The organism is Ruminococcus sp. CAG:330, from assembly GCF_000437175.1.
GTDB lineage: Bacteria > Bacillota > Clostridia > Oscillospirales > Ruminococcaceae > Ruminococcus_C.
Window position 1 is genome coordinate 29,896 of record NZ_FR898075.1, and the last position, 23,425, is coordinate 53,320.

Sequence of the window (23,425 nt, forward strand, 5' to 3'; positions counted from 1 at the left end):
GTTGCCTCGTAAGCAGCCTTGGTCAGGGCGCTGACCTTTTCTGCCAGTTCCTTTTCAACGCACGGGCAGATGTCCAGAGATTTCTTTACTGCAACGGAATCGCACAGTTCCTTGGTGTATGCGATGCAGGTCGGAATATACTTCTTCTTTGCCATGTCGATCATGGTTAGTGCTTCGATGTTGATGGTCTTTGCATAGTTTTCCAGCAGCACTTCCATACGAGCGTTGATTTCCTTTTCGGACAGCACACCAAATTTTTCCAGCAATGCAACATTCTTCGGATCAGCATAGTGCGGTACGCAGTCTACGGTAGACTTAAAGTTCGGCAGACCACGTCTTGCAGCCTCTTCGACCCACTCCTGCGAATAGCCGTTGCCGTTGAAGATAACACGCTTGTGCTCCTTGATGATCTTTACCAGCAGAGTCTTCAGCTCATCATCAAACTTCTCAGCCGAAACGCCTTCCATCTGGTCAGCGATCTCAGACAGCTCGCCGGCTACGATCGCATTCAGCAGGGAGTTCGGGCAGCCGATGTTGTCGGAAGAACCCACCATACGGAACTCGAAACGGTTGCCGGTGAAAGCAAACGGGGAAGTACGGTTCCGGTCGGTGGAATCCTTCGGAAAGTCCGGCAGAGAGTCTACGCCGATCTCAAATACCTTGGATTCGCTCTTGTAGGAAGTGCCTGCTTCCAGTGCATCCAGAACACCCTGCAGCTCTTCGCCCATAAAGATGGAGATGATTGCAGGCGGTGCCTCATTTGCGCCCAGACGGTGATCGTTGCCGGCAGAAGATGCGCTGATGCGGAGCAGGTCTGCATACTCATCAATGCCCTTGATGATTGCACACAGGAATGTCAGGAACTGCATGTTCTCCATGGGTGTGCTTCCGGGATCCAGCAGGTTCTGCCCATCGTTGGTTGCCATGGACCAGTTGTTGTGCTTACCGGAACCATTGACACCGTCAAACGGCTTTTCGTGCAGCAGGCAAACCAAACCGTGCTTCAGAGCAACCTTTTCCATTACTTCCATTGCCAGTTCATTCTGGTCAGTGGAGATATTGGTAGTAGAGAATACCGGAGCCATTTCGTGCTGTGCCGGTGCAACTTCATTGTGCTTGGTCGTTGCGAATACGCCGACTCTCCACAGTGCCTCATCCAGATCTGCCATATATGCAGCAACGCGAGGCTTTAGGTTTGCGAAATACTGGTCATCCAGTTCCTGACCCTTCGGCGGCATTGCGCCGAACAGGGTACGGCCGGTCATAATCAGGTCTTCACGTTTGTCATACATCTTCTTATCGATGAGGAAGTACTCCTGTTCCGGACCAACGGTAGAAGTCACCTTGGTTGCAGTGGTGTTGCCGAACAGGCGCAGGATACGAACCGCCTGCTGGCTCAGCGCATCCATAGAGCGGAGCAGCGGAGTCTTTTTATCCAGCGCTTCGCCGGTGTAGGAAACAAATACAGTCGGGATATACAGCGAGCCTTCCTTGACGAAACAGTAAGAAGTCGGATCCCATGCGGTGTAGCCTCTTGCTGAGCAAGTCTCACGCAGACCGCCGGACGGGAAAGAGGAGGCATCCGGTTCGCCCTTTACCAGCTCCTTGCCGGAAAAGTTCATAATTACCATGCCATTGTCCGTCGGACTAATGAAAGAGTCATGTTTTTCAGCAGTGGAACCGGTCATTGGCTGGAACCAGTGCGTATAGTGTGTTGCGCCGTGTTCAATTGCCCAATCCTTGATGGCGTTGGCAACTACATCTGCATAGGTGGGATCCAGCGGAGTGCCCATCTTACGGGTTTTTGTCATTGCCTTGTAAACCGGCTTCGGGAGTCTTGCCTTCATGACTTCGTCGTTGAAGACGTCACACGCAAAGTATTCTGCAACATTTTTCGACATGATAATAACCTCCTAAAAATAAAAAGCATTTTCATGATGATACACGCATACAAAGCCATAGAAAAATTGCCTTGTACAGGTTCGATCATGGAAACGCCTTTGTTTCACATATCATGCAAGCCGTCCGGACGGGACAAGTAAGGCGTTCATCTTTCAAAATGAATGCTTCTGCTGTGCTGTCCTTTCGAATTGACAATATCATCATACAGGAATTTTTGCATTTTGTCAAGTTGTTTTTCGCTTTTTTCGAAATTGTCTTGATTTGAAAATTGAAAAAACGGATTTCCTATCAAAAAAAAGAAAAAAAGTGCCTTTTTCATAAAAAACAATTCCCTCATCCAAAATTCGGCCGGAAAGTCCGGCGAAAACATTTTTTTAAACAGAGAATTTCAAAAAATCAAATGAATCCCTTGACAAATGGCGGATTTCATGGTATATTAGAATAGCTGCAATGAATACAGTTGTTTTTTCTGCACGGACGGGTTGAAGCCGTGACATATTTCATTGCGGGGACAAGACACCTTTTCCGGATCACAGCCGTTCCGGAAAAGGTCACGCTGTCATTGATTTCGGTGCGGGCAAAACAGGCTCTGAGAGATCACGAGAAAGAGGAGGATTCGGCTATGCGGATGCATGGTCAAAGACAATCATGAACAAACGGACACGATACATTGTGGTAGATACCGCTGTTCTGCCGGAGATTTTCAGCAAAGTGTTGGAAGTCAAGAAGCTGGTCGCAGACAAAACCGAGCGAAGCTATTCCGCCGCATGTAAGCGCATGGGCATTTCCCGGAGCGCTTTCTATAAATATCGGGAATGTGTATTTTCCTATCATGACAAGATGACGCAGCAGATCGTCAACTTTTCCATTACGCTGCGGGATCAGGCGGGTGTCCTCTCCAACGTCCTCACCACATTATATGGGATGAATGCCAATATTCTGACTGTGACACAAAACATTCCGGTGGACGGTGTTGCACTGGTTTCCCTTTCCCTGAAGATGAACGGCGAAACCTCGAATCCCATTGAGATCACCCATGCCATTTCCAGCTTGAGCGGTGTTGTAGAAGTGCGCTTGCTCTCCGGCGAGTGATTTGAAATGTTCTTATAAAGTATATCATATAAAAATTTGGAGGAATATAAGAGATATGAAAAAGATTGCAGTTTTAGGATACGGCGTCGTTGGTTCCGGTGTCGTTGAATTGTTTTACCGGAACCGTGCCAAAATTGAGAAGAACACCAAGACTGAATTGGACATTGCCTATATTCTCGACCTGCGGGAATTTCCGGATGACCCTTACGGAAACCGTGTGGTACACGACATCCAGACCATTCTGGACGATCCGGAGGTCGGCTATGTTGCCGAGTGCATGGGCGGTGTGAACCCTGCCTACCAGTTTGTCCGCAGCTGTCTGGAAGCCGGAAAGAGCGTTGCCACTTCCAACAAGCAGCTGGTTGCTGAAAAGGGTGACATCCTGCTTCAGGTAGCCAAAGAGCACCACGTCAACTTCTTCTTTGAAGCAAGCGTAGGCGGTGCAATTCCGATCATTCGTCCGCTGCACACCTGTCTAGCAGCCAACGATATTTCCGAGGTAGCCGGCATTCTGAACGGCACCACCAACTTCATTCTGGAAAAGATGTTCTGTGACAAGATGAAGTTCGCAGATGCACTGGCACTGGCACAGAAGCTGGGCTATGCAGAACGTGATCCCTCTGCCGATGTAGACGGCGAGGATGCCTGCCGGAAGATCTGCATTCTCTCCTCGCTGGTATTTGAAAAGCACGTCTATCCGGAATGCGTTTACACCAAGGGCATCCGTGACATCTCTCTGGAGGATGTTCAGCTCGCCCAGTCCTTTGGCTGTGCCGTTAAACTGATCGGTGCAGTGAAGCGTCTGGAAGACGGAAAGATTCTGCCTACCGTCATGCCGATGCTGGTTCCGTTTGAGTCCAGCCTGCTGTCCCACGTCAACGGCGTATTCAATGCTGTAATGGTATGGGGCGACGGCATCGACAAGACCATGTTCTACGGCCGCGGCGCTGGCAAGCTGCCTACCGCAAGTGCTGTACTGGGCGATATCATCGACGAGATCAAGCAGACTGATACAGTTCTGTCCCAGACCTGGGCTTCCTCCGACAACAATAACTTTGTTGCATCCATGGATGCCTTTACCGCACCTCGCTGCTACCGGACGACCTCCTGTGCGCCGGGTGTCTTTGCAAAGGTCGCTGACGCTGTCGGCGCGAAGCTGGAGCAGACCGCTGAAAACGGCTGCATCATTGCCTCCTGCAGCCAGAAGACCGCTTCCGTCTTTGCAGACGCACTGAAAAAAGAGGGCGTTTCCGTTTTGGCACAGATTCCTGTTCTGGAAGACTAATCATACCTTTTCGAAAAAGTAATCACTGTCCCTTGAAGCTATCTGCTTCGAGGGACAGTCTTATTTTCATCGGAATGATAAAAACCAGTTGCATTTGAACGAATTTTGTGGTATAATAATGTTGTCTTAAAATACGTTGCGCCGGAGCGCTTAGAAAGGGGCAGCTTTACGCATGCATCTCTACGCTGGAAAACACGTGCTTTTCATTACCACCAAAAATCTGGATTACCTGCGAAATACCCAGGAAATCGCAAAGCTGCGGGAATCCGCTGCGAGCGTCGATGTCCTCGGCAGTTCGGAAAAGAGCTATGCGCGCCGGCTGCTTCATGTCTATGGTAAACTCAGTACAATGTCCCTGAAGCAATACGATACCATTTTTGTGGGATTTGCACCGCAGCTGATTCTGCCTCTGTTTGGATGGCGGTTCCGAAAGAAAACAGTGGTCATCGACTTTTTCATCTCTGTTTATGACACCATGATACAGGATCGGAAAAAGTGGAAGGATGGCAGCATGCTGGCAAAGTTCTGCCACTGGATTGACCGCAGCACGCTCCGAAAAGCAGACCGCATCATCAGCGACACCAACGCCCACGGCGATTACTTTGCCAAGGAATTCGACATTAACAGAACACAGATCGAAACGTGGTATCTCTGCGCAGACCGCACTATTTTTTACCCGCGTCCGCAAAAAAAGCCGGCAGAACTGCAAGACAAATTCGTTGTCCTGTATTTTGGCAGTGTCCTGCCGGTGCAGGGGGTGGACGTCATCATGCAGGCGATGCAGCTGCTCGCCAATGACCCACGAATCCACTTTGATTTCATCGGGCCAATTGCGCAAAAGGTGAAAAAGGCAGAAGGTGACAACATCACCTACATCAACTGGCTGTCCCAGCCGGAGCTTGCAGAGGCAATCAGCTGTGCAGATCTCTGTCTTGCCGGACACTTCAATCGGGAAAATGGCAAGGCAAACCGCACCATTCCGGGAAAAGCTTACATCTACGAGGCAATGGAGAAGCCCATGATTCTGGGAGATAGTCCCGCCAACCACGAGCGCTATTCTGCGAGTCAGGAGGGTATCACATTTGTGGAAATGGGAGATCCAGAGGCGCTAAGAAATGCCATTCTATCTTGTATGGAGCAGTGGCAGAAAAAATCACAGGAAAACTAAAAACGATGCTTTCAACGGTATCCTGAATCAGGGTGCCGTTTTTTCGAGAGAGGAGGAAACCGGCGTGCAAAAGATTTGCCGCACTCCACGCATTCTCTTCAGTGCCACTGGCAGCGGATGCGGAAAAACCACTGTGTCCGCCGCCATTCTTGCAGCACTCTGTCAGCATGGGCTGCACATACAGAGCATGAAAAGCGGGCCGGACTACATCGACCCCATGTTCCACACCCGCATCACCGGCAGAGCCGCTTACCATGCCGATCCTTTCTTTTCCACTGCCGAGCAAATGCGGGAGCTTGCAGCAAATGTTTCCGAAAACGCTGATCTTCTCTGGATTGAGGGAGCTATGGGGCTTTACGACGGCATTGGGCAAACCTCCGATGCCAGCACATACACCACCGCCATGGTACTGCAAGCACCCACGCTGCTCCTCTTGCACCCCCAGGGAATGGGACGGTCAGTTGCGGCAGTCTGTAAGGGCTTTCTGGAACTGGAACAGCCCAATCCAATTCGTGGGATTCTGCTGAACCGTGTCCGAAGCGGAATGTACGCCTATTATCGGGAGATTTTGGAACGGGAAACCGGCATTCCAGTCTACGGATATCTGCCGGAATTGCCGGAAGTGCATCTGGAAAGCCGGCATCTGGGACTTCTGCTGGCAGACGAGGTAACACAGCTAGATGAGAAAATTCGGCTGCTGGGAGAAACTGCAGCGCAGACCATTGATCTGGACGGTATTCTTGCACTGGCAGCCGAAGCGCCGTCATTCTCCTATCCCGCAGCAAAGTCAAAGCCAACGCCATCGTTTCGCTTGGGCATTGCGCAGGATCGGGCGTTCTGCTTTTACTATGCGGAGAATCTGGATCTTCTGCAATCATTTGGTGCGGAACTGGTGCCATTCTCGCCCATACACGACACGAAACTACCCGATGACTTAGACGGCATCTATCTTGGCGGGGGATATCCGGAACTGCATCTGAAAGAACTGAGTCACAACCAGTCATTTTTGCATGACCTCCGGTGCCATGCTGCCAGCGGAATTCCCATTTTTGCCGAGTGCGGCGGATTTCTGTACCTTCAGCAGGAATTGTGCGATGCAGACGGGCAAGCCTTTCCCATGGCACAGCTGCTGGACGGCACCGCACACATGGGAAAGTGCCTGTGCCGGTTTGGCTATGTCACACTCACCGCACAGCAGGATACCCTTCTCGGCCCATCCGGAACAAAAATCCGTGCCCACGAATTTCACTACGCCGACAGCACAGAAAATGGCAATGCATTTCTGGTCACACGCCCAAACGGGAGGACGTGGCAGGCGTATCAAAGCCACGGGAATATCCTCGGCGGATTTCCGCACCTGTATTTTCCCTCCAACCCAAAAGTTCCGGCGAATTTCGCCGGAAAGTGCCGACAATTTCGAGAGGAGAAGAAGCGTCTATGACAGCTCTAGTGATCGGCGGTTCCGGAAGCGGGAAATCCGCCTTGGCAGAACAGCTGATCTGCCGGTGCGCAGTATTTCCGCGGTACTATATCGCCACCATGAAGCTCTGGGATGAGGAGTGCCGGAAACGTGCCGCAAAGCATCGTGCCCAGCGTGCCGGAAACGGATTCCGCACATTGGAAGTACCGGATCACTTGCGGGAAGCTGCGTCACTGCTGCCCGCAGGAGGATGTGCATTGCTGGAATGCATCGGAAATCTCACTGCCAACGAACAATTCGGCGAACAGACTGTCGAACCGGTTTCGGAAATCCTCTGTGGAATTCATATGCTTCAGGAAAAACTGGAGCATTTGGTCATCGTGACCAACGAAGTGTTCACTGATCGGAAACCGGAAGATGCAGCCATGCAGCAATACGTAAAAAACATCGGCGCAATCAACTGCGCCATTGCCGAAACAGCGGAGATCGTCGTAGAGGCATACAGCGGAATCCCTGTGATCTGGAAAGGAGAGCAATTATTTCATGAAATCATGGCTTGAATCTTTTCTCATTGCGCTCTCGATGTACAGCGCCATTCCGGTAAAGTGCCTGAACTGGACAAAGGAGAATCTGCGCCACGCCATGCTCTTTTTTCCAGTGGTTGGCATCCTCTGCGCCGCCGGAACAGCGCTGCTCTGGATGATCTGCCAGCTGCTGCACTGCAAGGCGCTCCTGTTTGCCGTTCTGGCAGTCACCGGCATGGTCTTTCTCACCGGCGGTATTCACTTGGATGGTTTCTGTGATACCGCAGATGCTCTGTACTCCCGCCGGCCGCAGGAGGAAAAGCTGCGCATTTTAAAAGATCCGAACTGCGGCCCGTTCGCCGTTTTCAGCGTGATTCTGGTTTTTCTGCTGCAAACAGCTGCCTATGATACACTCTACACGGCAAACAGCCTCTCGATCTGCGGATTGCTGGCTGGCGGATTCTGGATTTCCCGCTGCCTGAGCGGTTTTTCTGTGACAAGATTTTCCTGTGCTCCAACCAGCTCTCTCGCCAAGACGTTTGGCGAAAATGCCGGAAAACATGTAAGCCTTGGACTGATGCTGGAATTGTCTGCGGCAGCAGTTTGCCTGCTGGTGTTCTATCGCTGGATCGCCCTGATTTTGCTGGGGCTTTCCGGTGTGCTCTTCTGGGGGTATTATCGTATGCAAAAGAAACAGTTTGGCGGAATGACTGGAGATCTGGCAGGATTCTTTCTGGTCATCTGCGAAACCGTCTGGCTGCTGATAACTGCATTGTTGGGAGGTGTGTTGCTGTGATCTTGATTCTCGGCGGATATGCGCAGGGCCGGCTTCGATATGCCATGAAAAACTATAGCCTGACAAAAGACGAGATATGGGATGCTGCTGGCGGAATCCCATGGCAGAGGCAGAAGCTCATCTACCATGCAGAGGAATTGGTGACGCACTGGCTGGCACAAGAAAAATCACCCCTTGCAGAAGTGGAAAAACTGCTGCCCCTGTGGGAAGATGCTATTGTCATTACACAAGAGGTTGGCTGCGGACTCGTTCCCATTGCACCGGAAGACCGTACATGGCGGGAAGCCGTAGGACGTGTCAATTGCCGGCTTGCAGAATATGCCGAAACGGTGGAGCGTGTCTGCTGCGGACTGGGAATGACACTGAAAGGAGCGCACTGACCATGTGGATTTTGTGCAGCGTTTTTCTGGGATTCCTGCTGGATCTCTGCTTCGGCGATCCGAGGTGGCTGCCCCATCCGGTGGTCTGGATTGGAAAGGGCATCTCCCGCATGGAAAAATTTCTCCGCCGGCATTTTCCCAAGACGCCCAAGGGCGAGCGCACCGCCGGAATCCTGCTGGCAATCTGCATTCCGCTGGCAAGCTTTCTAATTTCTCTGGGCGTTCTGCTTCTGGCTTACCGCATCTCCTTCTGGCTCTGGTTTGTGCTGCATACTTTCTGGGCATATCAGATTCCCGCCTCACGCTGTCTGGCAACAGAAAGCCGAAAGGTCTACCGCAAGCTTGCAGCCTCCGACCTGTCCGGTGCCAGAACACAGCTCTCATGGCTGGTCGGGAGAGATACCCAGTCGCTCAGCGAAGAAGAGGTCACAAAAGCATGCGTGGAAACGGTCGCCGAGAACACCTCGGACGGCGTAACTGCACCGCTGTTCTATCTGCTGATCGGCGGTGTTCCGCTGGGATTTCTCTATAAGGCTGTTAATACGCTGGATTCCATGGTGGGATACCGCAACGAAACATATCGGTATTTCGGTACAGTTTCCGCCAAGCTGGACGATGTGCTCAACTGGCTGCCATCCCGCATTTGTGCGGTTCTGATGATCTGCGCAGCGTGGCTCCTGCGATTGGATGCACGAAATGCATGGCGGATTTTCCGCAGAGACCGCAGCAAGCACCTGTCCCCGAATTCCGCACAGACAGAATCGGTCGCAGCCGGTGCACTGGGCATCCGGCTGGGCGGTACGCACCTGTATTTTGGCAAGCCTGTGGAAAAACCAACCATCGGCGATGCCCGCCGTCCCGCCAGACCGGAGGACATTCTCACTGCCAACCGGCTGATGATTGGAACGTCCATCCTGAGCGCACTGGGATTCGGTGCAGTTCGATTCCTGATTGTTTTTGGAATGAGGTGAAACCATGACCAAAGCCCACGGCGGTGATATCTACACTGCGACAAGTTTCCTGCACTCGCAGGAATTGCTGGACTTTTCCGCCAATCTCAACCCCTTTGGTGCACCGGAGTCCATGCGGAAAGCCATTGCAGACGCAGCGGTGCAAATCATACACTATCCCGACCCTGACTGCCGGGAGCTTCGCCAAGCACTGGCAGAATATCACCGCATTTCGCCGGAGCAGGTGGTCTGCGGAAACGGCGGTGCCGACATCATCTACCGCACGGCACGCGCGCTGCATGCCAAAAACGTATTGATTCCCGTTCCCACGTTCTCCGAATATGCCGACGCATTTCGGGAGACTGGCAGTGCTGTTACCTTTTGGAACATGCCGCCGTCACTGCAAGTGACAGACGAGCTGCTCTCCGTTTTACAGTGCAAAAAATTCGACTGTCTTGTGCTCTGCAACCCCAATAACCCAACGGGTTCCGTCATTGCGCCGGAGCTGCGCTCTGCACTCCTGCGCTTTGCCGCAAAGGAACACATCTGTGTTCTTCTGGACGAATGCTTTTGGGAGATGACTGCGCCGGACGCAGAAAACTACTCCGTTCTCAAAGAACTGGCACAGTATCCCGATGTCATCGTTGTGCGTTCCCTCACAAAACTTTACGCCATTCCCGGACTGCGCATCGGCTACGGCATCTGTGCAGACACCACAAAAATAACACAAATCCAGCACACGGGGCAGCCGTGGCCGGTCAATGTGCTGGCATCCGCTGCCGGTTGTGCACTGCTGCGGGAATCGAACTATCGGGAAACATTCCTTGCATTTCTGATGCAAGAACGGCGCTTTTTATATGACGCACTCCGAGAATTCGGCTTCTCCGTCTGGGAACCGCACGCCAACTATGTCTTTTTCCGTGCAGCTGGAATTCCGGACTTGGACGAGCGTCTGCTCACTAAACACATTTTGATTCGGCACTGCGACAACTACGAAGGATTGACTGCGGAACACTACCGTGTCGCCGTGCGGACACATGCGGAAAACCAGAAGCTGCTGGATGCAATTGCAGCGTGCGTGAGAGGAGGAACAGCATGAAGCGTGCAAAATCGATCATGGTGATGGGAACCATGTCCTCTTCCGGAAAGAGTTTCGTCACCGCCGGACTATGCCGAATTTTTCATCAGGACGGCTTCCGAACGGCACCGTTCAAATCCCAGAACATGGCACTCAATTCCTACATCACCAAGGATGGCTATGAAATGGGACGTGCACAGGTGATGCAGGCGGAAGCTGCCGGCATCGCACCCGATGTTCGAATGAACCCGATTCTGCTGAAGCCGACCAGCGAGTGCGGTTCACAAGTCATTGTCAACGGCGAGGTGCTGGACACCATGCGTGCCACGGAATACTATCGGAGAAAACAGGAGATGATCCCCCAGATCGTCCGTGCCTATGATTCTCTGGCAGCAGAAAATGACATCATTGTGCTGGAGGGCGCCGGCAGTCCGGCGGAAATCAATCTGAAATCCGTGGATATTGTCAACATGGGCATGGCAAACCTCTCCGACTCTCCGGTAATTCTGGTGGGCGATATCGACCGTGGCGGCGTATTTGCCTCTCTGTATGGCACAGTTGCCCTGCTGGAACCGGAGGAGCGCCGGCGAATCCAAGGCATTGTCATCAACAAATTCCGTGGAGATGTGTCCATTCTGGAGAGCGGTCTGCGCATGCTGGAGAACTTGACCGGAATCCCGGTCCTCGGTGTTCTGCCCTATGCGCCCATCGATCTGGACGAGGAGGACAGCTTGGCAGAGCGTCTGACACAGCACGGAAAAAAGCAGGGTGCTGCTCTGGACATCGCCGTCATTCGTCTGCCGCACATCTCGAACTTCACGGACTTCGATATATTCGATTCCGCGGAAGCCGTTTCTCTCCGCTATGTCACACATCCGGCAGAGCTTGGCACGCCGGATTGGGTGATTCTTCCCGGCACAAAAAGCACCATGGCAGATCTCCGCTGGATGCGGCAGAATGGCATGGAGGCAAAACTGCTGAAGCTGCACGAAAAGGGCTGCCTTATCACGGGCATCTGTGGCGGATTCCAAATGCTCGGCAAAACCATCTCCGATCCGCATCAGGCAGAGGGCGGCGGTTCTATGCGCGGCATCGGTCTGCTCGCCATGGATACTGTATTCTCCACACAAAAACAGCGCCGGCAGATTCAGGGACAGGTCTGCCAGCTGCCGGAATCTCTCCGTGCGCTCTCCGGCGCAGCCGCCGCCGGCTATGAAATCCACATGGGACAGAGTACTTCCCAAGGCGTGGATGTCCCGCTGCTCCGACTGGATAACGGCGAAACAGACGGCCTGTGTACCAAAGACGGACAGGTGTTCGGCACGTATCTGCATGGTGTTTTCGATGCGCCGGAATTCTTGCAGCCCATTCTGCAAATGCTGCTGCAAAAAAACGGAAATGCTGAAATTACAGCACAGCCAGTTGACCGAGCTGCCTATAAAGAAACGCAGTACAATCGTTTGGCGGAATTGCTGCGGGAGCACCTCGATATTCCGAAAATCTACGATATCCTGAACCAGTGGGAGAGTGCATCATGAAGCGCCTGCGAACGGGATATACCACAGGCTCTTGTGCTGCTGCGGCTTCTCTGGCATCTGTCCTGTGGCAGACCACAGATGTTTGTCCGGAACAAGTCGCATTGGACACACCCGCTGGAATCACGCTGCATCTTCCCATTCAGGAAATCCGCCCGTATCTCTGCGGTGTGCAAAAAGACAGCGGAGATGACCCCGACCAGACCAACGGCTGTCTTGTAACTGCCGAAGTGCAGCTGCACGACACAGACGGTCCCATTCAGTTTCTGGCAGGAGAGGGCATTGGTACAGTCACCCGAAACGGCTTGAAAGTCCCCAAGGGAGAACCGGCGATCAATCCCGTTCCACGTCAGATGATCGAAAAAGCGATTCGCTCGGTCACAGGAACACGTGGCGCTGCGGTTACGATTTCCATTCCAAATGGAGAAGCTCTTGCCTGCAAGACTTTCAACGAACGCCTCGGTGTTGTGGGCGGACTCTCCATTCTCGGCACAACGGGAATTGTCCGCCCCATGAGCGAAGAGGCAGTGCGGGAATCCCTCCGCTTGGAACTCTCCATGTGTCGTGCAGAATACGGCGCAGCCTGTGCGCTGGTGACTGGCTATTCCGGAGAAACATATCTCAAACAGACCTATCCCAACTGCGGCGGCATCGTCTTGTGCAGTAACTATCTGGGATATCTGCTGGATTGCGCAGAGGAGATGCAGTTCACACATCTGCTTTTGGCTGGACGCATCGGAAAACTCATCAAACCAGCTGCCAACATCATGTATCTGCACAGCCACACTGCCGGCGGACAGCGTGAGATTCTCTGCACCCATGCGGCACTTGCCGGCGCATCCAGAGCGCAGGTACAGGAGCTGTACGATTGCCCAACCACCAAGCTGGCGCAGCAGCTTTTGGAACAGTTTCAATTGAGCGATTGCGTCTGGTCGTCCATTGCAGCAGCTGCGCTGGAAAATTGCATCTGGCGCACCCATCGGCAAATCACAACGGGGCTGATTCTGCTGGATGAGTTCGACCACGTTCTCGCAGAAGCCGGAGCAATTCCGGAAATTTTACAGGTATGGAGGCGCCATGGAACAACATGAATTGATTTTGATCGGCGGAGGAAGCGGGGAACCGCAGTATCTTCTTCCAGCAGCCAAAGAAGCTCTGGAATCGGCGGATTTTGTCTTTTCCTCCAAGCGGTTTTTTGCGATGGTTCCAGCAGAAAAACTGGTCAAAGCCGACCGTATCTCTCAGTGGCTGGAACAGATCCCAGTTCTGTTGCAGCATGGAACGGTTGCTGTCCTGCTGTCCGGTGACCCGCTGTTGTATAGCTTTTGCCGTACTGTTATCACGAAACATCCGGAATGGCGCCCACGCATCATTCCCGGCATCAGTTCTCTTCAAATGCTGGGGTGCGCATTTGGACTGACCATGGAGGAAGCTGCCATTTGCAGCCTCCACGGCAGAACATGCACCGCCGGACACATTGCCTATACTGTCGCACAGCATCCTGTGACATTTTTTCTCTGTGCACCGGACAGCGGACCAAGAGAGATCGCTGCAGCGCTGCTGCAATACCAGTTAGGACAGACTATGCTGTTTGTGGGCGCAAATCTGGGCAGCAATGCCCAGCAGCTTTGGCAGGGAAGCCCTGCGGAATTTCTCGCACAGGAGAATCCTGCGCTGTGCGTGGCAGCCGTTCGAAATCCATCGGCACACGCTATTGTCACACCGGCACTGCTGCCGGATCGTGCATTTTTCCGCAACGAATCCCCTATGACCAAGGGGGAAATCCGTGCCATTGTCCTGCAAAAGCTCCAGCTGTTTCCCGATGCGGTCGTCTGGGACATCGGCGCCGGAACCGGAAGCATTTCCGTGGAATGCGCTCGCATGTGTCCTTTTGGAACGGTCTTTGCCGTGGAATATCAGGAAAAGGCGCTGCAAATTCTGGCGCAAAATAAGGCGTATTTCCAGGCGGATGCCATGAAAATCATTGCAGGAAAAGCGGAAGCACAACTGGAACAGCTGCCCATACCGGACTGCATTTTCATCGGCGGAAGCAAGGGTGAGTTACCGCAGCTGCTGCAAAAGATTCGGGAACTGCCCAAAAAGATTCGCCTGGTGATGACCGCTGTGACGCTGGAAACACAGGCACAGGCGTATGCGCTGCTCCAATCATTTCCCCATCTGGAGATGCTGCAAATCACTGTACAGCACCCCAAGGCAGTGGGAGAGTACCACGTGCTTCAAAGCAATTACCCCGTCACCATATTTTCCTGTGATACAAAGGAGGACTAGCCCATGCCAACAGCCGGTACATTTTTTGCCGTGGGAATCGGTGCAGGAGATCCGCTGGACATGACGCTCCGTGCCAGGCAGACGCTGGAGCACGCCGATGCCATTGTCGCCCCTGTAAAAGCAGCGGGTGCTTCCTCGGTCGCCTATGACATTGCAGCACAGGCTGCGGACATCCGGAAAATTCCAGTAATCCATCTGGTGTTTCCCATGCGATATGCCATCGATTATCGCCATCACTTGCAGTCCGGCATTTTGCAGCCGGTCTGTGATTTGCTGGATGCCGGAAAAAACGTGGCAATGATCACATTGGGGGATGTTTCTATCTATAGCACCGCTGCCTATGCACGACACGTTCTGGCGGAGCAGGGCTATCCCACGGAAGTGATTGCCGGTGTGCCGTCTTTCTGCGCAGCAGCTGCGAAAGCGCAGTGCAGTCTATGCGAGAATCAGGAATCTCTGCTCATCCTCTCCGGCACAGTGACACCGGAAAGCGTGACGCAGGCACTCGCCAAAGCGGACAATGTAGTTTTAATGAAAGCACGGCGGACACTCCCGTGGCTGCTGCCGCTGCTGGAACAGCGAAACCTGCTGGAAACAACACAGATGTTTTGCAATGTCGGCATGGAACATGAATACATCGGTTCGCCGCATTTTGAGGCAGATTCGTATTTCACAACGCTTTTGATTCAGCAAAGGAGAAAGTAAGTATGGTATATTTTATTGGTGCAGGGGCAGGCGATCCGGAACTTTTGACCATCAAGGGAAAACGGCTGATTGACCACGCAGACGTGATTATTTACGCAGGCTCGCTGGTGAATCCGGCGGTGTTTCAGGACAGGAAACCAGAGGCACAGGTGTACGACAGCGCTGGCATGACACTGGAGGAAGTGCTCGACGTAATGCAGCAGGCGGAAGCTGCCGGAAAAACCACCGTGCGCATTCATACAGGCGACCCATCCATTTACGGTGCCATTCGGGAACAGCTGGATGCGCTGGACGCACTGGGGATTTCTCACGAAGTTGTGCCTGGAGTCAGCTCTTTTCTGGCAGCAGCAGCAGCCATGCAGATGGAGTATACCCTGCCGGAGGTCTCCCAGACTGTCATCCTGACCCGAATGGAAGGACGCACACCAGTTCCGGAAGCCGAACGCATTGAATCTCTTGCCCGGCATCAGGCAACCATGGTTCTGTTTCTCTCAGTCAATCGGATTCAGGAGCTGACCGAACGGCTCTGCACCGCCTATCCGCCGGAAACACCTGTCGCCGTTATCTATAAGGCAAGCTGGCCGGAACAGAAAATTGTGATGGGAACACTTGCGGATATTGCGGAGAAAGTGCGGGAAGCAGGCATCCGGAAAACCGCACTGGTCACAGTCGGCAAATTCCTCGGAAGCCAATACGCCTATTCCAAACTTTACGACAAACAGTTCACGCATGAATACCGGAAAGGAGCCGATCAATGAAAATCGCTTATTTCTGGATGACACAAAAAGGACATGAGCTGACATGCCGGCTGCAAAAGGCGATGGGCGGTATTATCGAGCCAAAAGCCGAGTTTCCGAAGACGGTACAGCGTGATTTTCAAGACTGTGATGCGCTGGTATTTGTCATGGCAATGGGGATTGTCGTCCGTACCATTGCACCGCTGATTCGCTCCAAAGATAAAGATCCTGCGGTCATCGTCCTAGACCAAAATGGCACATTTGTCATCAGTCTGCTCTCCGGCCATCTGGGCGGTGCAAACTACCTGACCAAGCGCATTGCCGCTGCCATTCAGGCGCAGCCGGTCATTACCACAGCAACGGATGTGCAGGGCGTGCTCTCTTTCGACGAAGTGGCAAAACAGAACAATCTCTGCATTGAGAACCTGGAGGAGCTGAAGTACATCAGCGGTGCGCTGCTGGACGGAAAGACCATCGATCTCTACTCGGAGCTTCCGCTTCAAACGCCATATTTCTGTGCCCTGATCAATGTCACGGAAACGCCCACCGCACCCTATCGGGTTGTGATCTCCTCCAATACCTATCCGCCGGAGGAGGATGTCCACACGCTGTTCCTGCGCCCCAAAAATCTGGCGATCGGCATCGGATGTAAACGTGATACCATTCCGGAGCACTTGGAGATTTGCTTTCAGGAATTTTTGCAAACCCATCATCTAAGCCGTCTTTCGGTCACTACAATGGCAACGATCCAGCGAAAAAAACGAGAGCCGGCAATCTTAGCGCTCTGCGAAAAGTATGGATTCCAGCTGGAAATTGTTCCGGACGATGCCATTCGCAACTGCGGGCATATATTCGAGGAATCTGCATTTGTGCAGCAGATCACAGGGCTTCCGGCAGTGGCAGAAGCCTGCAGCTATCTGGCATCAGACTGCGGCGATGCATTGACCGGAAAAGTGCGGTATCCGGGAGTGACTTTTGCAGCATGCAAAAAATCGCTTCCGGCGCTGGTGTTAAAGGAGGATGAGGAAGATGTATAAACTCTATGCCGTTGGATTTGGAACGGGAGATCGTGCGCATATGACAGCGGAAGCGGAATCAGCCATTTTGGACGCAGACCTTGTGGTGGGATATACCACCTACGTCCGCCTGATGCAGCCTCTTTTTCCGGAAAAGGAATTTTTCAGCACTCCCATGCGGAAAGAAATTGATCGCTGCAAGCTCGCCATCCAAGAGGCGAGAAGCGGAAAAACCGTTGCTGTTATTTCCAGCGGTGACAGCGGTATCTACGGAATGGCTGGCGTTCTGCTGGAACTGGCAGAGGCATACGATGATCTGGAAGTGATCGTTGTCCCCGGAATCACCGCCTCCAATGCGGCTGCTGCTGTTCTCGGAGCGCCCTTGATGCACGACTTTGCGACCATCAGCCTCAGCGACTGTATGACACCGCTGGAGCTGATCTACCGCCGTGTTGCTCTGGCAGCGGAGGGGGATTTTGTCATCTGTCTGTATAACCCCCGCTCCAAATCCAGAGCGGATTATCTGGCAAGGGCAGCGGAACTGATTCTCGAACACCGTTCGCCGGATACTCCGGTGGGTATTGTCCGCCATGCCGGACGTGCAGAACAAAAGGCATGGATCACCACTCTTGGCGCGCTGCATCAGGAGCCGGTGGACATGTTCTGTATTGTCATCATCGGAAACTCTCAGACCTACACCAAAAACGGGAAAATGATTACCCCACGTGGCTACCGCATTGCCGGAGGAGAGCAGGCATGACAACAGAATTTTCCGTTGCCGTCATCGCCGGCACCAGCGAGGCGACCGACCTCATCAACGCCATGCCGTCTTCGTACCGCATCACAGCATTTGTCGCCACAGAGTACGGCGAGACGATCTTGCAGCACAGCCGCTGTACCGTTCAGGTCGGGCGGAAAGATGGAGTTGCATTTTTACAGGCGCTCCAGCCGTTTGATGCAGTGGTGGATGCCTCTCATCCCTTTGCCACAGAGGTAACACGAATTGTCCGCAGCGTGTGTCAGTCCATCGCTCTCCCATATTTTCGGCTGGGACGTCCGGCAGTACACTACACCTATCCCAACATCCGGACGGCGGATTCCAAAGAAAAGGCCGCTACAATACTCTCTGAAACTGCTGGGAATCTGTTGTTTACTACCGGCGCAAACACTCTTTCATTTTACGCCGCAAATGTGTCCGACTTTGAAAAACGTGCGTGGGTGCGTGTTCTGGATACACCGGAATCCCACAAAGTTGCAGCTGCCGTTCCGCAGGCACACATTCTCTATGGAATGCCGCCATTTTCTGTACAGGACACGGCACAGCTCATTGAAACCCATCGGATTCAAATGCTGATTTCAAAGGACAGCGGAACACGTGGCGGGCTGCCGGAAAAAATACAGGCGGCAGAACAATTCCAGATTCCAGTTCTGCTGATTCGTTCTCCGGAACACGGGGAAAGTGTTTCGGCAACGCAAATTCTGCACCAGCTGGAACAGCTTCGAACGGAAAGGGGCTTTTCATGTTAGAAACCTACCTGCAAAACATCAAACCGCTGGATCAAACTGCCATGCAACAGGCGCAAGCGCAGTGGAACCGCATTGCAAAACCGCTGCACAGCTTGGGCCGGCTGGAGGACATGGTGATCCAGCTTGCCGGAATCACCGGAAGCGCAGCACTTGTGCCACGGAAAAAAGCAGTGCTGATTTTCTGCGCTGACAACGGCATCATTGCGGAAAACGTCACACAATCCAACAACGATGTTACCGCCATTGTCACAGAAAATTTCACCAGGGGAATCACCTCTGTCAATGCGCTGTCCCGTGTCTGCGGTGCGGATGTCTATCCAGTGGATATCGGCATTGCTAGAGATCTGTACTGTTCCGGTCTGGATGTCCGAAAAGTGGCATACGGTACCCGCAATTTTGCCAAAGAGCCGGCAATGACACGAGAAGAAGCAGTACAGGCAATTTGCACCGGAATCCAGCTGGTGAAGGAAAAGAAAGAGGCCGGATACAATCTCATTGCAACCGGCGAAATGGGAATCGGCAACACAACGACCTCCAGCGCTGTGCTTTCCGTCCTGACCCAGACACCGCCGGAACAGCTCACCGGCCGTGGCGCAGGGCTTTCCAGTTCCGGTCTGGCACACAAAACAGAAGTCATTCAAAACGCTATCGCATCCCGTAAACCGGACAGACACGACATTCTTGATGTATTGTCCAAGGTCGGCGGACTGGACATCTGCGGTATTGCCGGCGCATTTCTAGGCGGTGCCATCTACCGTGTTCCCATTGTCATAGATGGCTTTATCTCGGCAGTGGCAGCAAACTGCGCCGTTGGCAGCAAACTGCGCCGTTGGTCTGGCACCGCTGTGTCGAGATTACCTCTATGCCTCCCACTGCTCCGCCGAGCCGGCGGGAAAACTGGCACTGGATGCCATTGGCATGCACGCCTATCTGGACTGTAACATGTGTCTGGGCGAAGGAACTGGCGCAGTGATCGGTATGAAGCTGTTCGACTTCGCCCTTGCTGCCTATCAGGAAGCTGCCGGATTTTCCGAGATTCAGCTTGCCAACTACGAGGAACTTTCTTGAAAGGAGATGGCGTGATGCCGTATTCTATGGAATTTATCAAGCCCACTGAAATTGAGACGCAGAGTTTTGCCATCATCGAGGCAGAGCTTCGCCGGCGAAATGTCTCCTGTCCGGCAAATCAAATGCCCATTCTCCAGCGAGTCATTCACACCTCCGCAGACTTCGATTACATCCAAAATCTAACCTTCTCAGAGAACGCTGTGGAAAAGGCGCTGGATGCTCTGCGAAACGGTGCGGATATCATCACTGATACCAACATGGCGCTGTCCGGCATCAACAAAAAATCACTGCACGCCCTAGGGGGAGAAGCCCATTGCTTTATGTCCGATCCGGATGTTGCAGCGGAGGCAAAAAGACGTGGCATCACACGGGCCATGGTGTCCATGGAAAAGGCAGCACGTCTTTCGTCCGACAATCTGATCTTCGCCATTGGAAATGCGCCTACCGCACTGATTCAGCTGGAGCAATTGATTCGGGAGCACCAGCTTGCACCAAAACTGATTATCGGCGTTCCGGTGGGATTTGTCAATGTGGTGGAGGCGAAAGAACTGATTCTGCAAAGCGGTGTGCCGTGCATCGTTGCAAGAGGAAACAAGGGCGGCAGCAACATCGCCGCTGCCATTTGCAATGCGCTGCTGTACCAGCTGTACCGTGCATAGAGAGGGGAGCATTGCCATGGGACTCATTCACATTTACTGCGGAGACGGAAAGGGAAAGACCACCGCTGCGGTGGGACTTGCCATCCGATATGCCGGTGCAGGCGGTTCCGTCCTGTTCTACCAGTTTATGAAACCGGAGACCTCCAGCGAGCGACCTATTCTCAGCCAGATTCCGCAAATTACGGTGCTGTCCGGCTATACCATTTCCAAGTTCTCATTTCGCATGACAGCCCAAGAAAAGGCAGATGCAGCGGTCGGATACCAGCAGCAGTTCGCAGAAATCGTGCAGCTGGTGCAGCAGAAAAAATACGGCATGCTGATTCTGGACGAGATCATGTCCTGTATCTCCTGTGGATTTTTGCCGCTGAAAACGGTGCTTCAGTTTCTGCAAACAAAACCGCAGGATTTGGAAGTCGTGCTGACCGGCCGCAATCCGGATGCGCAGCTTTTGGAACTTGCGGACTACGTATCCGAAATCTGTAGCCGAAAGCATCCCTACGAACGGGGGATTTCTGCACGAAAGGGGATCGAATTCTAATGCAATTGATTTTGATTCGCCACAGCATCACGGCGGGGAATCTCGAAAAGCGCTACCTCGGCAGACGAACCGACGAACCGCTTTGTCCGGAAGGAGTTGCGCTGGCGCAAAAAAATGCTGCGCTTTTTCAAGCATATCAACCGGAAATTCTCTTTTGCAGCCCTATGAAGCGCTGCACAGAAACGGCAGAAATTCTCTTTTCCAAGATGCAGCCCCAGCTTGTCGAAGACCTTGCCGAATGTGATTTCGGCGCATTCGAGGGGAAGAACTATCGGGAATTGTCCGGCGTTCCGGCGTATCAGGCATGGATTGACAGTGGCGGAACGCTGCCGTTTCCGGAGGGGGAGTCGCAAGCCTCCTTTACCGCACGCTGCTGTGCTGCCGTGCAGCGAATCGTGCTGCAAAACGCCTTTCAAACTGCTGCAATTGTAGCACACGGCGGAACCTGCATGGCGATTCTCTCCCAGATGGAACAGCAGCATATCCCATATTTTGACTGGCACATTCCTTTTTGCGAGCCAATTTGTTGTGAAATTGTCAGCTTATCGCCACTTCAGCTGAAACTGTGCGATGAAAAAAGCGGATGACTTTGGAGAGTCATCCGCTTTTGTTTGTGCTGTATATTTTGTGAGATGCTGTTATGTTTCCGCAGCCGGATTCTTTTCCGGTTCCATCAGATGAACGATTGCCTTTTCAATGCGGTGCTGACAGACATCCAGAATCCGCACCTGAAACGGACCGACCTGCATTTTCAGCTTTGTGCCGTCTTTCGGAATCTCGCCCAAGCTGCCGATCAGAAAACCGCTGAAAGTTTCGTACTCCTCCTCCGGAAACGCATATTCCAGCGCACGGGAAACATCGTGCAGCGAACAGGAACCACGCACTTTCCAGCAGCGGGAGTCCAGCCGTTCAATCTCCGGTTCCTGACGCAGCATCTCGTCATCGTCAAAATCACCTACCAGCTGTTCCACCAAATCCGTTACCGTAATGATTCCGCACATTCCGCCATATTCGTCCAGAACTACTGCAAAGTGATCTGCATGGCGTTTCATCTTGCTGAACAGCTGGTCTGCCTTGAGATTCTCGTGGACAAAATAGGGCGTGTGCACTGCGTGTTCCATGACCGCTTTTTTGTCCCGGCAATTCAGCCGGAAAAAGTCCTTGGCGTTGAGTACGCCGATAATCTGATCCACAGAATCTCCGCACACCGGATAGACTGAGTGTCTGGATTCATGAATGGTCTGCTCCCACTCTGCAACAGTCTCATCCATCCAGAGAATGGAAACCTCTTTCCGGTGCGTGCAGATTTCGCCGACTGTCAAATCGTCAAAAGCGAACACATTTCGAATCATGTCGTTTTCCGAATCGTCAATGGTACCCTTTTTCCGTCCGGCATCCGCCATCAGAAGCAGATCCTCTTCCGTCACGATTTCTTCATCGCTCTCCGGATCAATGCCGCAGAGCCGCAGGATACCGTTGGTGGATTTTGTGAGCAGCCAGACAAGCGGAGCAAAGAGCTTGGCGATGACGGTAATCGGACCAGCCATGGTCAGCGAAAAACGTTCCGCATTTTTCATGGCGATTCGTTTCGGCACCATCTCGCCAAACACAATGGAAAAATAAGAGATCACCAGCGTGACCAGAACCACGGAAATCGTGTTCAGCACAGAGTCGCTCAGACCAATGCCGATCCGCTTCAGTGCGCCGGAGAGAACCGCTGCAAAGCTATCCGAAGCAAATGCAGCGCCCAGAAATCCGGAGAGCGTGATGGCAACCTGAATCGTCGCCAAAAAGCCTGAGGAATTCTGCGTCATCTTGAGGAGCCACTTGGCACGCTTGTTGCCGCGCTCCACTTCTTTTTCCAGCTTCGTCTCGTTCACGGAGATTACGGCGATCTCTGTTCCGGCAAAGATGGCATTCAGGGCAATCAAAAAAATCTGTAACAATACTAACCAAACCATTTTGGAATGAAACTCCTTCTCGTCAAATCAGAAAAATTCGAATCGTAAACACAAAAAGACATAGCTAACACCGCAGCCGGCGCATACTATGCCTATCATTCCAAAAGATCCATCGTATATGATACCCAGCAGTATCCGTGTCGCTGTCATCGGCGGCATCCATGCAAATCTCACACTCCTGCTCTTCTGCAAAAGCCTTATACTACGCTTTCGCTTGCTGCAATTATTATAGCGGATTTTCGTCCCATTGTCAAGCATCACTTTTGGAAAAAACGTCGGGCATTGACCAGCTATCGAAATCCCGTGAAAAAAATTCTGCATTTTTTCAAAAAAGGCTTGCATTGTGATGTGAAATGTGCTATAATTCCATTGTGAGGTTGAATAAATATTGGTCAACTTTACGATTTCTGTCAACTGGCATATTTCATATGCTTTTCTCATACATTCAGATAGGAATCACAATTCAAAAAGACAGGAGCGAAAACAGATGATCACAAAGAATATTGCACTTGCCGGTCATGCCGGAACTGGAAAAACCACGCTGATGGAGGCGCTGCTCTATCAAGGAGGACAAATCGAACGCATGGGAAGCGTTGCAGCAGGGAACACTGTTTCCGACTATACCGCAGAGGAAATGAAACGCCACTCTTCCGTTTACACCGCCACAGGCCACATCCTGCAAAACGGACAGAAGATCAATCTGCTGGATACCCCCGGCATGTTCGATTTTGCAGGCAGTATGGTGCAGGGCATTTCTGCTGCGGATTGTGTTCTGATTACAGTTTCCGGAAAATC

24 protein-coding genes and 1 pseudogene (1 of these 25 cut by a window edge) are annotated in these 23,425 nt (G+C 52.5%); 23 read left to right on the forward strand and 2 right to left on the reverse strand.

Annotated features, from left to right (window positions below):
* A pseudogene (locus tag QZL66_RS08580) lies at nucleotides 1-1,901 on the reverse strand (glutamine synthetase III) (it extends 212 nt beyond the left edge of the window).
* A 649-nt stretch (nucleotides 1,902-2,550) separates the two neighbouring features.
* Here QZL66_RS08580 and QZL66_RS08585 point away from each other — a divergent pair.
* From QZL66_RS08585 to QZL66_RS08685, 22 genes are all read left to right on the forward strand, one after another.
* A complete protein-coding gene (locus QZL66_RS08585) occupies nucleotides 2,551-2,994 on the forward strand; it encodes an ACT domain-containing protein (RefSeq protein ID WP_022411306.1) in 444 nt (147 codons plus the stop codon).
* A gap of 55 nt (nucleotides 2,995-3,049) precedes the next feature.
* Nucleotides 3,050-4,279, forward strand: a complete 1,230-nt coding sequence (locus QZL66_RS08590) for a homoserine dehydrogenase (RefSeq protein ID WP_022411307.1) — start codon at nucleotides 3,050-3,052, stop codon at nucleotides 4,277-4,279.
* 172 nt (nucleotides 4,280-4,451) lie between these two features.
* Nucleotides 4,452-5,447: a glycosyltransferase gene (locus QZL66_RS08595; RefSeq protein ID WP_022411308.1), complete on the forward strand. Its 996-nt coding sequence runs from the start codon at nucleotides 4,452-4,454 to the stop codon at nucleotides 5,445-5,447.
* 64 nt (nucleotides 5,448-5,511) lie between these two features.
* The gene (locus tag QZL66_RS08600) at nucleotides 5,512-6,888 is read left to right on the forward strand and encodes a cobyrinate a,c-diamide synthase (RefSeq protein ID WP_293602078.1); all 1,377 of its coding nucleotides are present in this window, start codon (nucleotides 5,512-5,514) and stop codon (nucleotides 6,886-6,888) included.
* Entirely contained in the window at nucleotides 6,885-7,427 is a 543-nt protein-coding gene (locus tag QZL66_RS08605) for a bifunctional adenosylcobinamide kinase/adenosylcobinamide-phosphate guanylyltransferase (RefSeq protein WP_022411310.1), read from the forward strand. The genes QZL66_RS08600 and QZL66_RS08605 overlap by 4 nt, the downstream gene beginning before the upstream one ends.
* The gene (locus QZL66_RS08610; RefSeq protein ID WP_022411311.1) at nucleotides 7,411-8,187 is read left to right on the forward strand and encodes an adenosylcobinamide-GDP ribazoletransferase; all 777 of its coding nucleotides are present in this window, start codon (nucleotides 7,411-7,413) and stop codon (nucleotides 8,185-8,187) included. Before QZL66_RS08605 ends, QZL66_RS08610 begins: the two co-directional genes overlap by 17 nt.
* Entirely contained in the window at nucleotides 8,184-8,567 is a 384-nt protein-coding gene (locus QZL66_RS08615; RefSeq protein WP_022411312.1) for a bifunctional adenosylcobinamide kinase/adenosylcobinamide-phosphate guanylyltransferase, read from the forward strand. The genes QZL66_RS08610 and QZL66_RS08615 overlap by 4 nt, the downstream gene beginning before the upstream one ends.
* A 2-nt stretch (nucleotides 8,568-8,569) precedes the next feature.
* Nucleotides 8,570-9,538 carry an adenosylcobinamide-phosphate synthase CbiB gene (gene cbiB, locus QZL66_RS08620; protein ID WP_022411313.1) on the forward strand — a complete coding sequence of 323 codons (969 nt, stop codon included), beginning with the start codon at nucleotides 8,570-8,572 and terminating at the stop codon, nucleotides 9,536-9,538.
* Nucleotides 9,539-9,542: 4 nt separating this feature from the next.
* On the forward strand, nucleotides 9,543-10,616 hold the full coding sequence (cobD, locus tag QZL66_RS08625; protein WP_022411314.1) for a threonine-phosphate decarboxylase CobD: 1,074 nt from the start codon (nucleotides 9,543-9,545) through the stop codon (nucleotides 10,614-10,616).
* The gene (locus QZL66_RS08630) at nucleotides 10,613-12,133 is read left to right on the forward strand and encodes a cobyric acid synthase (protein ID WP_022411315.1); all 1,521 of its coding nucleotides are present in this window, start codon (nucleotides 10,613-10,615) and stop codon (nucleotides 12,131-12,133) included. Before cobD ends, QZL66_RS08630 begins: the two co-directional genes overlap by 4 nt.
* Nucleotides 12,130-13,221, forward strand: a complete 1,092-nt coding sequence (cbiD, locus tag QZL66_RS08635; protein WP_022411316.1) for a cobalt-precorrin-5B (C(1))-methyltransferase CbiD — start codon at nucleotides 12,130-12,132, stop codon at nucleotides 13,219-13,221. Before QZL66_RS08630 ends, cbiD begins: the two co-directional genes overlap by 4 nt.
* A complete protein-coding gene (locus tag QZL66_RS08640; protein WP_022411317.1) occupies nucleotides 13,208-14,419 on the forward strand; it encodes a bifunctional cobalt-precorrin-7 (C(5))-methyltransferase/cobalt-precorrin-6B (C(15))-methyltransferase in 1,212 nt (403 codons plus the stop codon). Before cbiD ends, QZL66_RS08640 begins: the two co-directional genes overlap by 14 nt.
* 3 nt (nucleotides 14,420-14,422) lie before the next feature.
* The gene (cobI, locus tag QZL66_RS08645) at nucleotides 14,423-15,124 is read left to right on the forward strand and encodes a precorrin-2 C(20)-methyltransferase (protein WP_022411318.1); all 702 of its coding nucleotides are present in this window, start codon (nucleotides 14,423-14,425) and stop codon (nucleotides 15,122-15,124) included.
* A gap of 2 nt (nucleotides 15,125-15,126) precedes the next feature.
* The gene (gene cobM / locus QZL66_RS08650; protein ID WP_022411319.1) at nucleotides 15,127-15,882 is read left to right on the forward strand and encodes a precorrin-4 C(11)-methyltransferase; all 756 of its coding nucleotides are present in this window, start codon (nucleotides 15,127-15,129) and stop codon (nucleotides 15,880-15,882) included.
* Nucleotides 15,879-16,898, forward strand: a complete 1,020-nt coding sequence (locus tag QZL66_RS08655) for a cobalt-precorrin 5A hydrolase (protein WP_022411320.1) — start codon at nucleotides 15,879-15,881, stop codon at nucleotides 16,896-16,898. The genes cobM and QZL66_RS08655 overlap by 4 nt, the downstream gene beginning before the upstream one ends.
* Complete coding sequence (gene cobJ, locus QZL66_RS08660) at nucleotides 16,891-17,637, forward strand: precorrin-3B C(17)-methyltransferase (protein ID WP_022411321.1); 747 nt, start codon at nucleotides 16,891-16,893, stop codon at nucleotides 17,635-17,637. The genes QZL66_RS08655 and cobJ overlap by 8 nt, the downstream gene beginning before the upstream one ends.
* Nucleotides 17,634-18,404, forward strand: a complete 771-nt coding sequence (locus tag QZL66_RS08665; protein WP_022411322.1) for a precorrin-6A/cobalt-precorrin-6A reductase — start codon at nucleotides 17,634-17,636, stop codon at nucleotides 18,402-18,404. The genes cobJ and QZL66_RS08665 overlap by 4 nt, the downstream gene beginning before the upstream one ends.
* Nucleotides 18,398-19,345 carry a nicotinate-nucleotide--dimethylbenzimidazole phosphoribosyltransferase gene (locus QZL66_RS08670; protein ID WP_022411323.1) on the forward strand — a complete coding sequence of 316 codons (948 nt, stop codon included), beginning with the start codon at nucleotides 18,398-18,400 and terminating at the stop codon, nucleotides 19,343-19,345. The genes QZL66_RS08665 and QZL66_RS08670 overlap by 7 nt, the downstream gene beginning before the upstream one ends.
* A complete protein-coding gene (locus tag QZL66_RS11970; protein WP_369677372.1) occupies nucleotides 19,248-19,472 on the forward strand; it encodes a nicotinate-nucleotide--dimethylbenzimidazole phosphoribosyltransferase in 225 nt (74 codons plus the stop codon). The genes QZL66_RS08670 and QZL66_RS11970 overlap by 98 nt, the downstream gene beginning before the upstream one ends.
* A 14-nt stretch (nucleotides 19,473-19,486) precedes the next feature.
* Complete coding sequence (locus QZL66_RS08675; protein WP_022411324.1) at nucleotides 19,487-20,131, forward strand: precorrin-8X methylmutase; 645 nt, start codon at nucleotides 19,487-19,489, stop codon at nucleotides 20,129-20,131.
* Nucleotides 20,132-20,147: 16 nt separating this feature from the next.
* Nucleotides 20,148-20,669, forward strand: a complete 522-nt coding sequence (locus QZL66_RS08680; protein WP_022411325.1) for a cob(I)yrinic acid a,c-diamide adenosyltransferase — start codon at nucleotides 20,148-20,150, stop codon at nucleotides 20,667-20,669.
* Nucleotides 20,669-21,256 carry a histidine phosphatase family protein gene (locus QZL66_RS08685; protein WP_022411326.1) on the forward strand — a complete coding sequence of 196 codons (588 nt, stop codon included), beginning with the start codon at nucleotides 20,669-20,671 and terminating at the stop codon, nucleotides 21,254-21,256. Before QZL66_RS08680 ends, QZL66_RS08685 begins: the two co-directional genes overlap by 1 nt.
* A gap of 51 nt (nucleotides 21,257-21,307) precedes the next feature.
* On the opposite strand, the gene QZL66_RS08690 is transcribed toward QZL66_RS08685, so the two are convergent.
* Nucleotides 21,308-22,630, reverse strand: a complete 1,323-nt coding sequence (locus QZL66_RS08690) for a hemolysin family protein (RefSeq protein WP_022411327.1) — start codon at nucleotides 22,628-22,630, stop codon at nucleotides 21,308-21,310.
* A gap of 487 nt (nucleotides 22,631-23,117) precedes the next feature.
* Here QZL66_RS08690 and QZL66_RS08695 point away from each other — a divergent pair.
* A partial coding sequence (locus QZL66_RS08695) for a GTP-binding protein (protein ID WP_293602103.1) occupies nucleotides 23,118-23,425 on the forward strand: 308 nt, incomplete at its 3' end.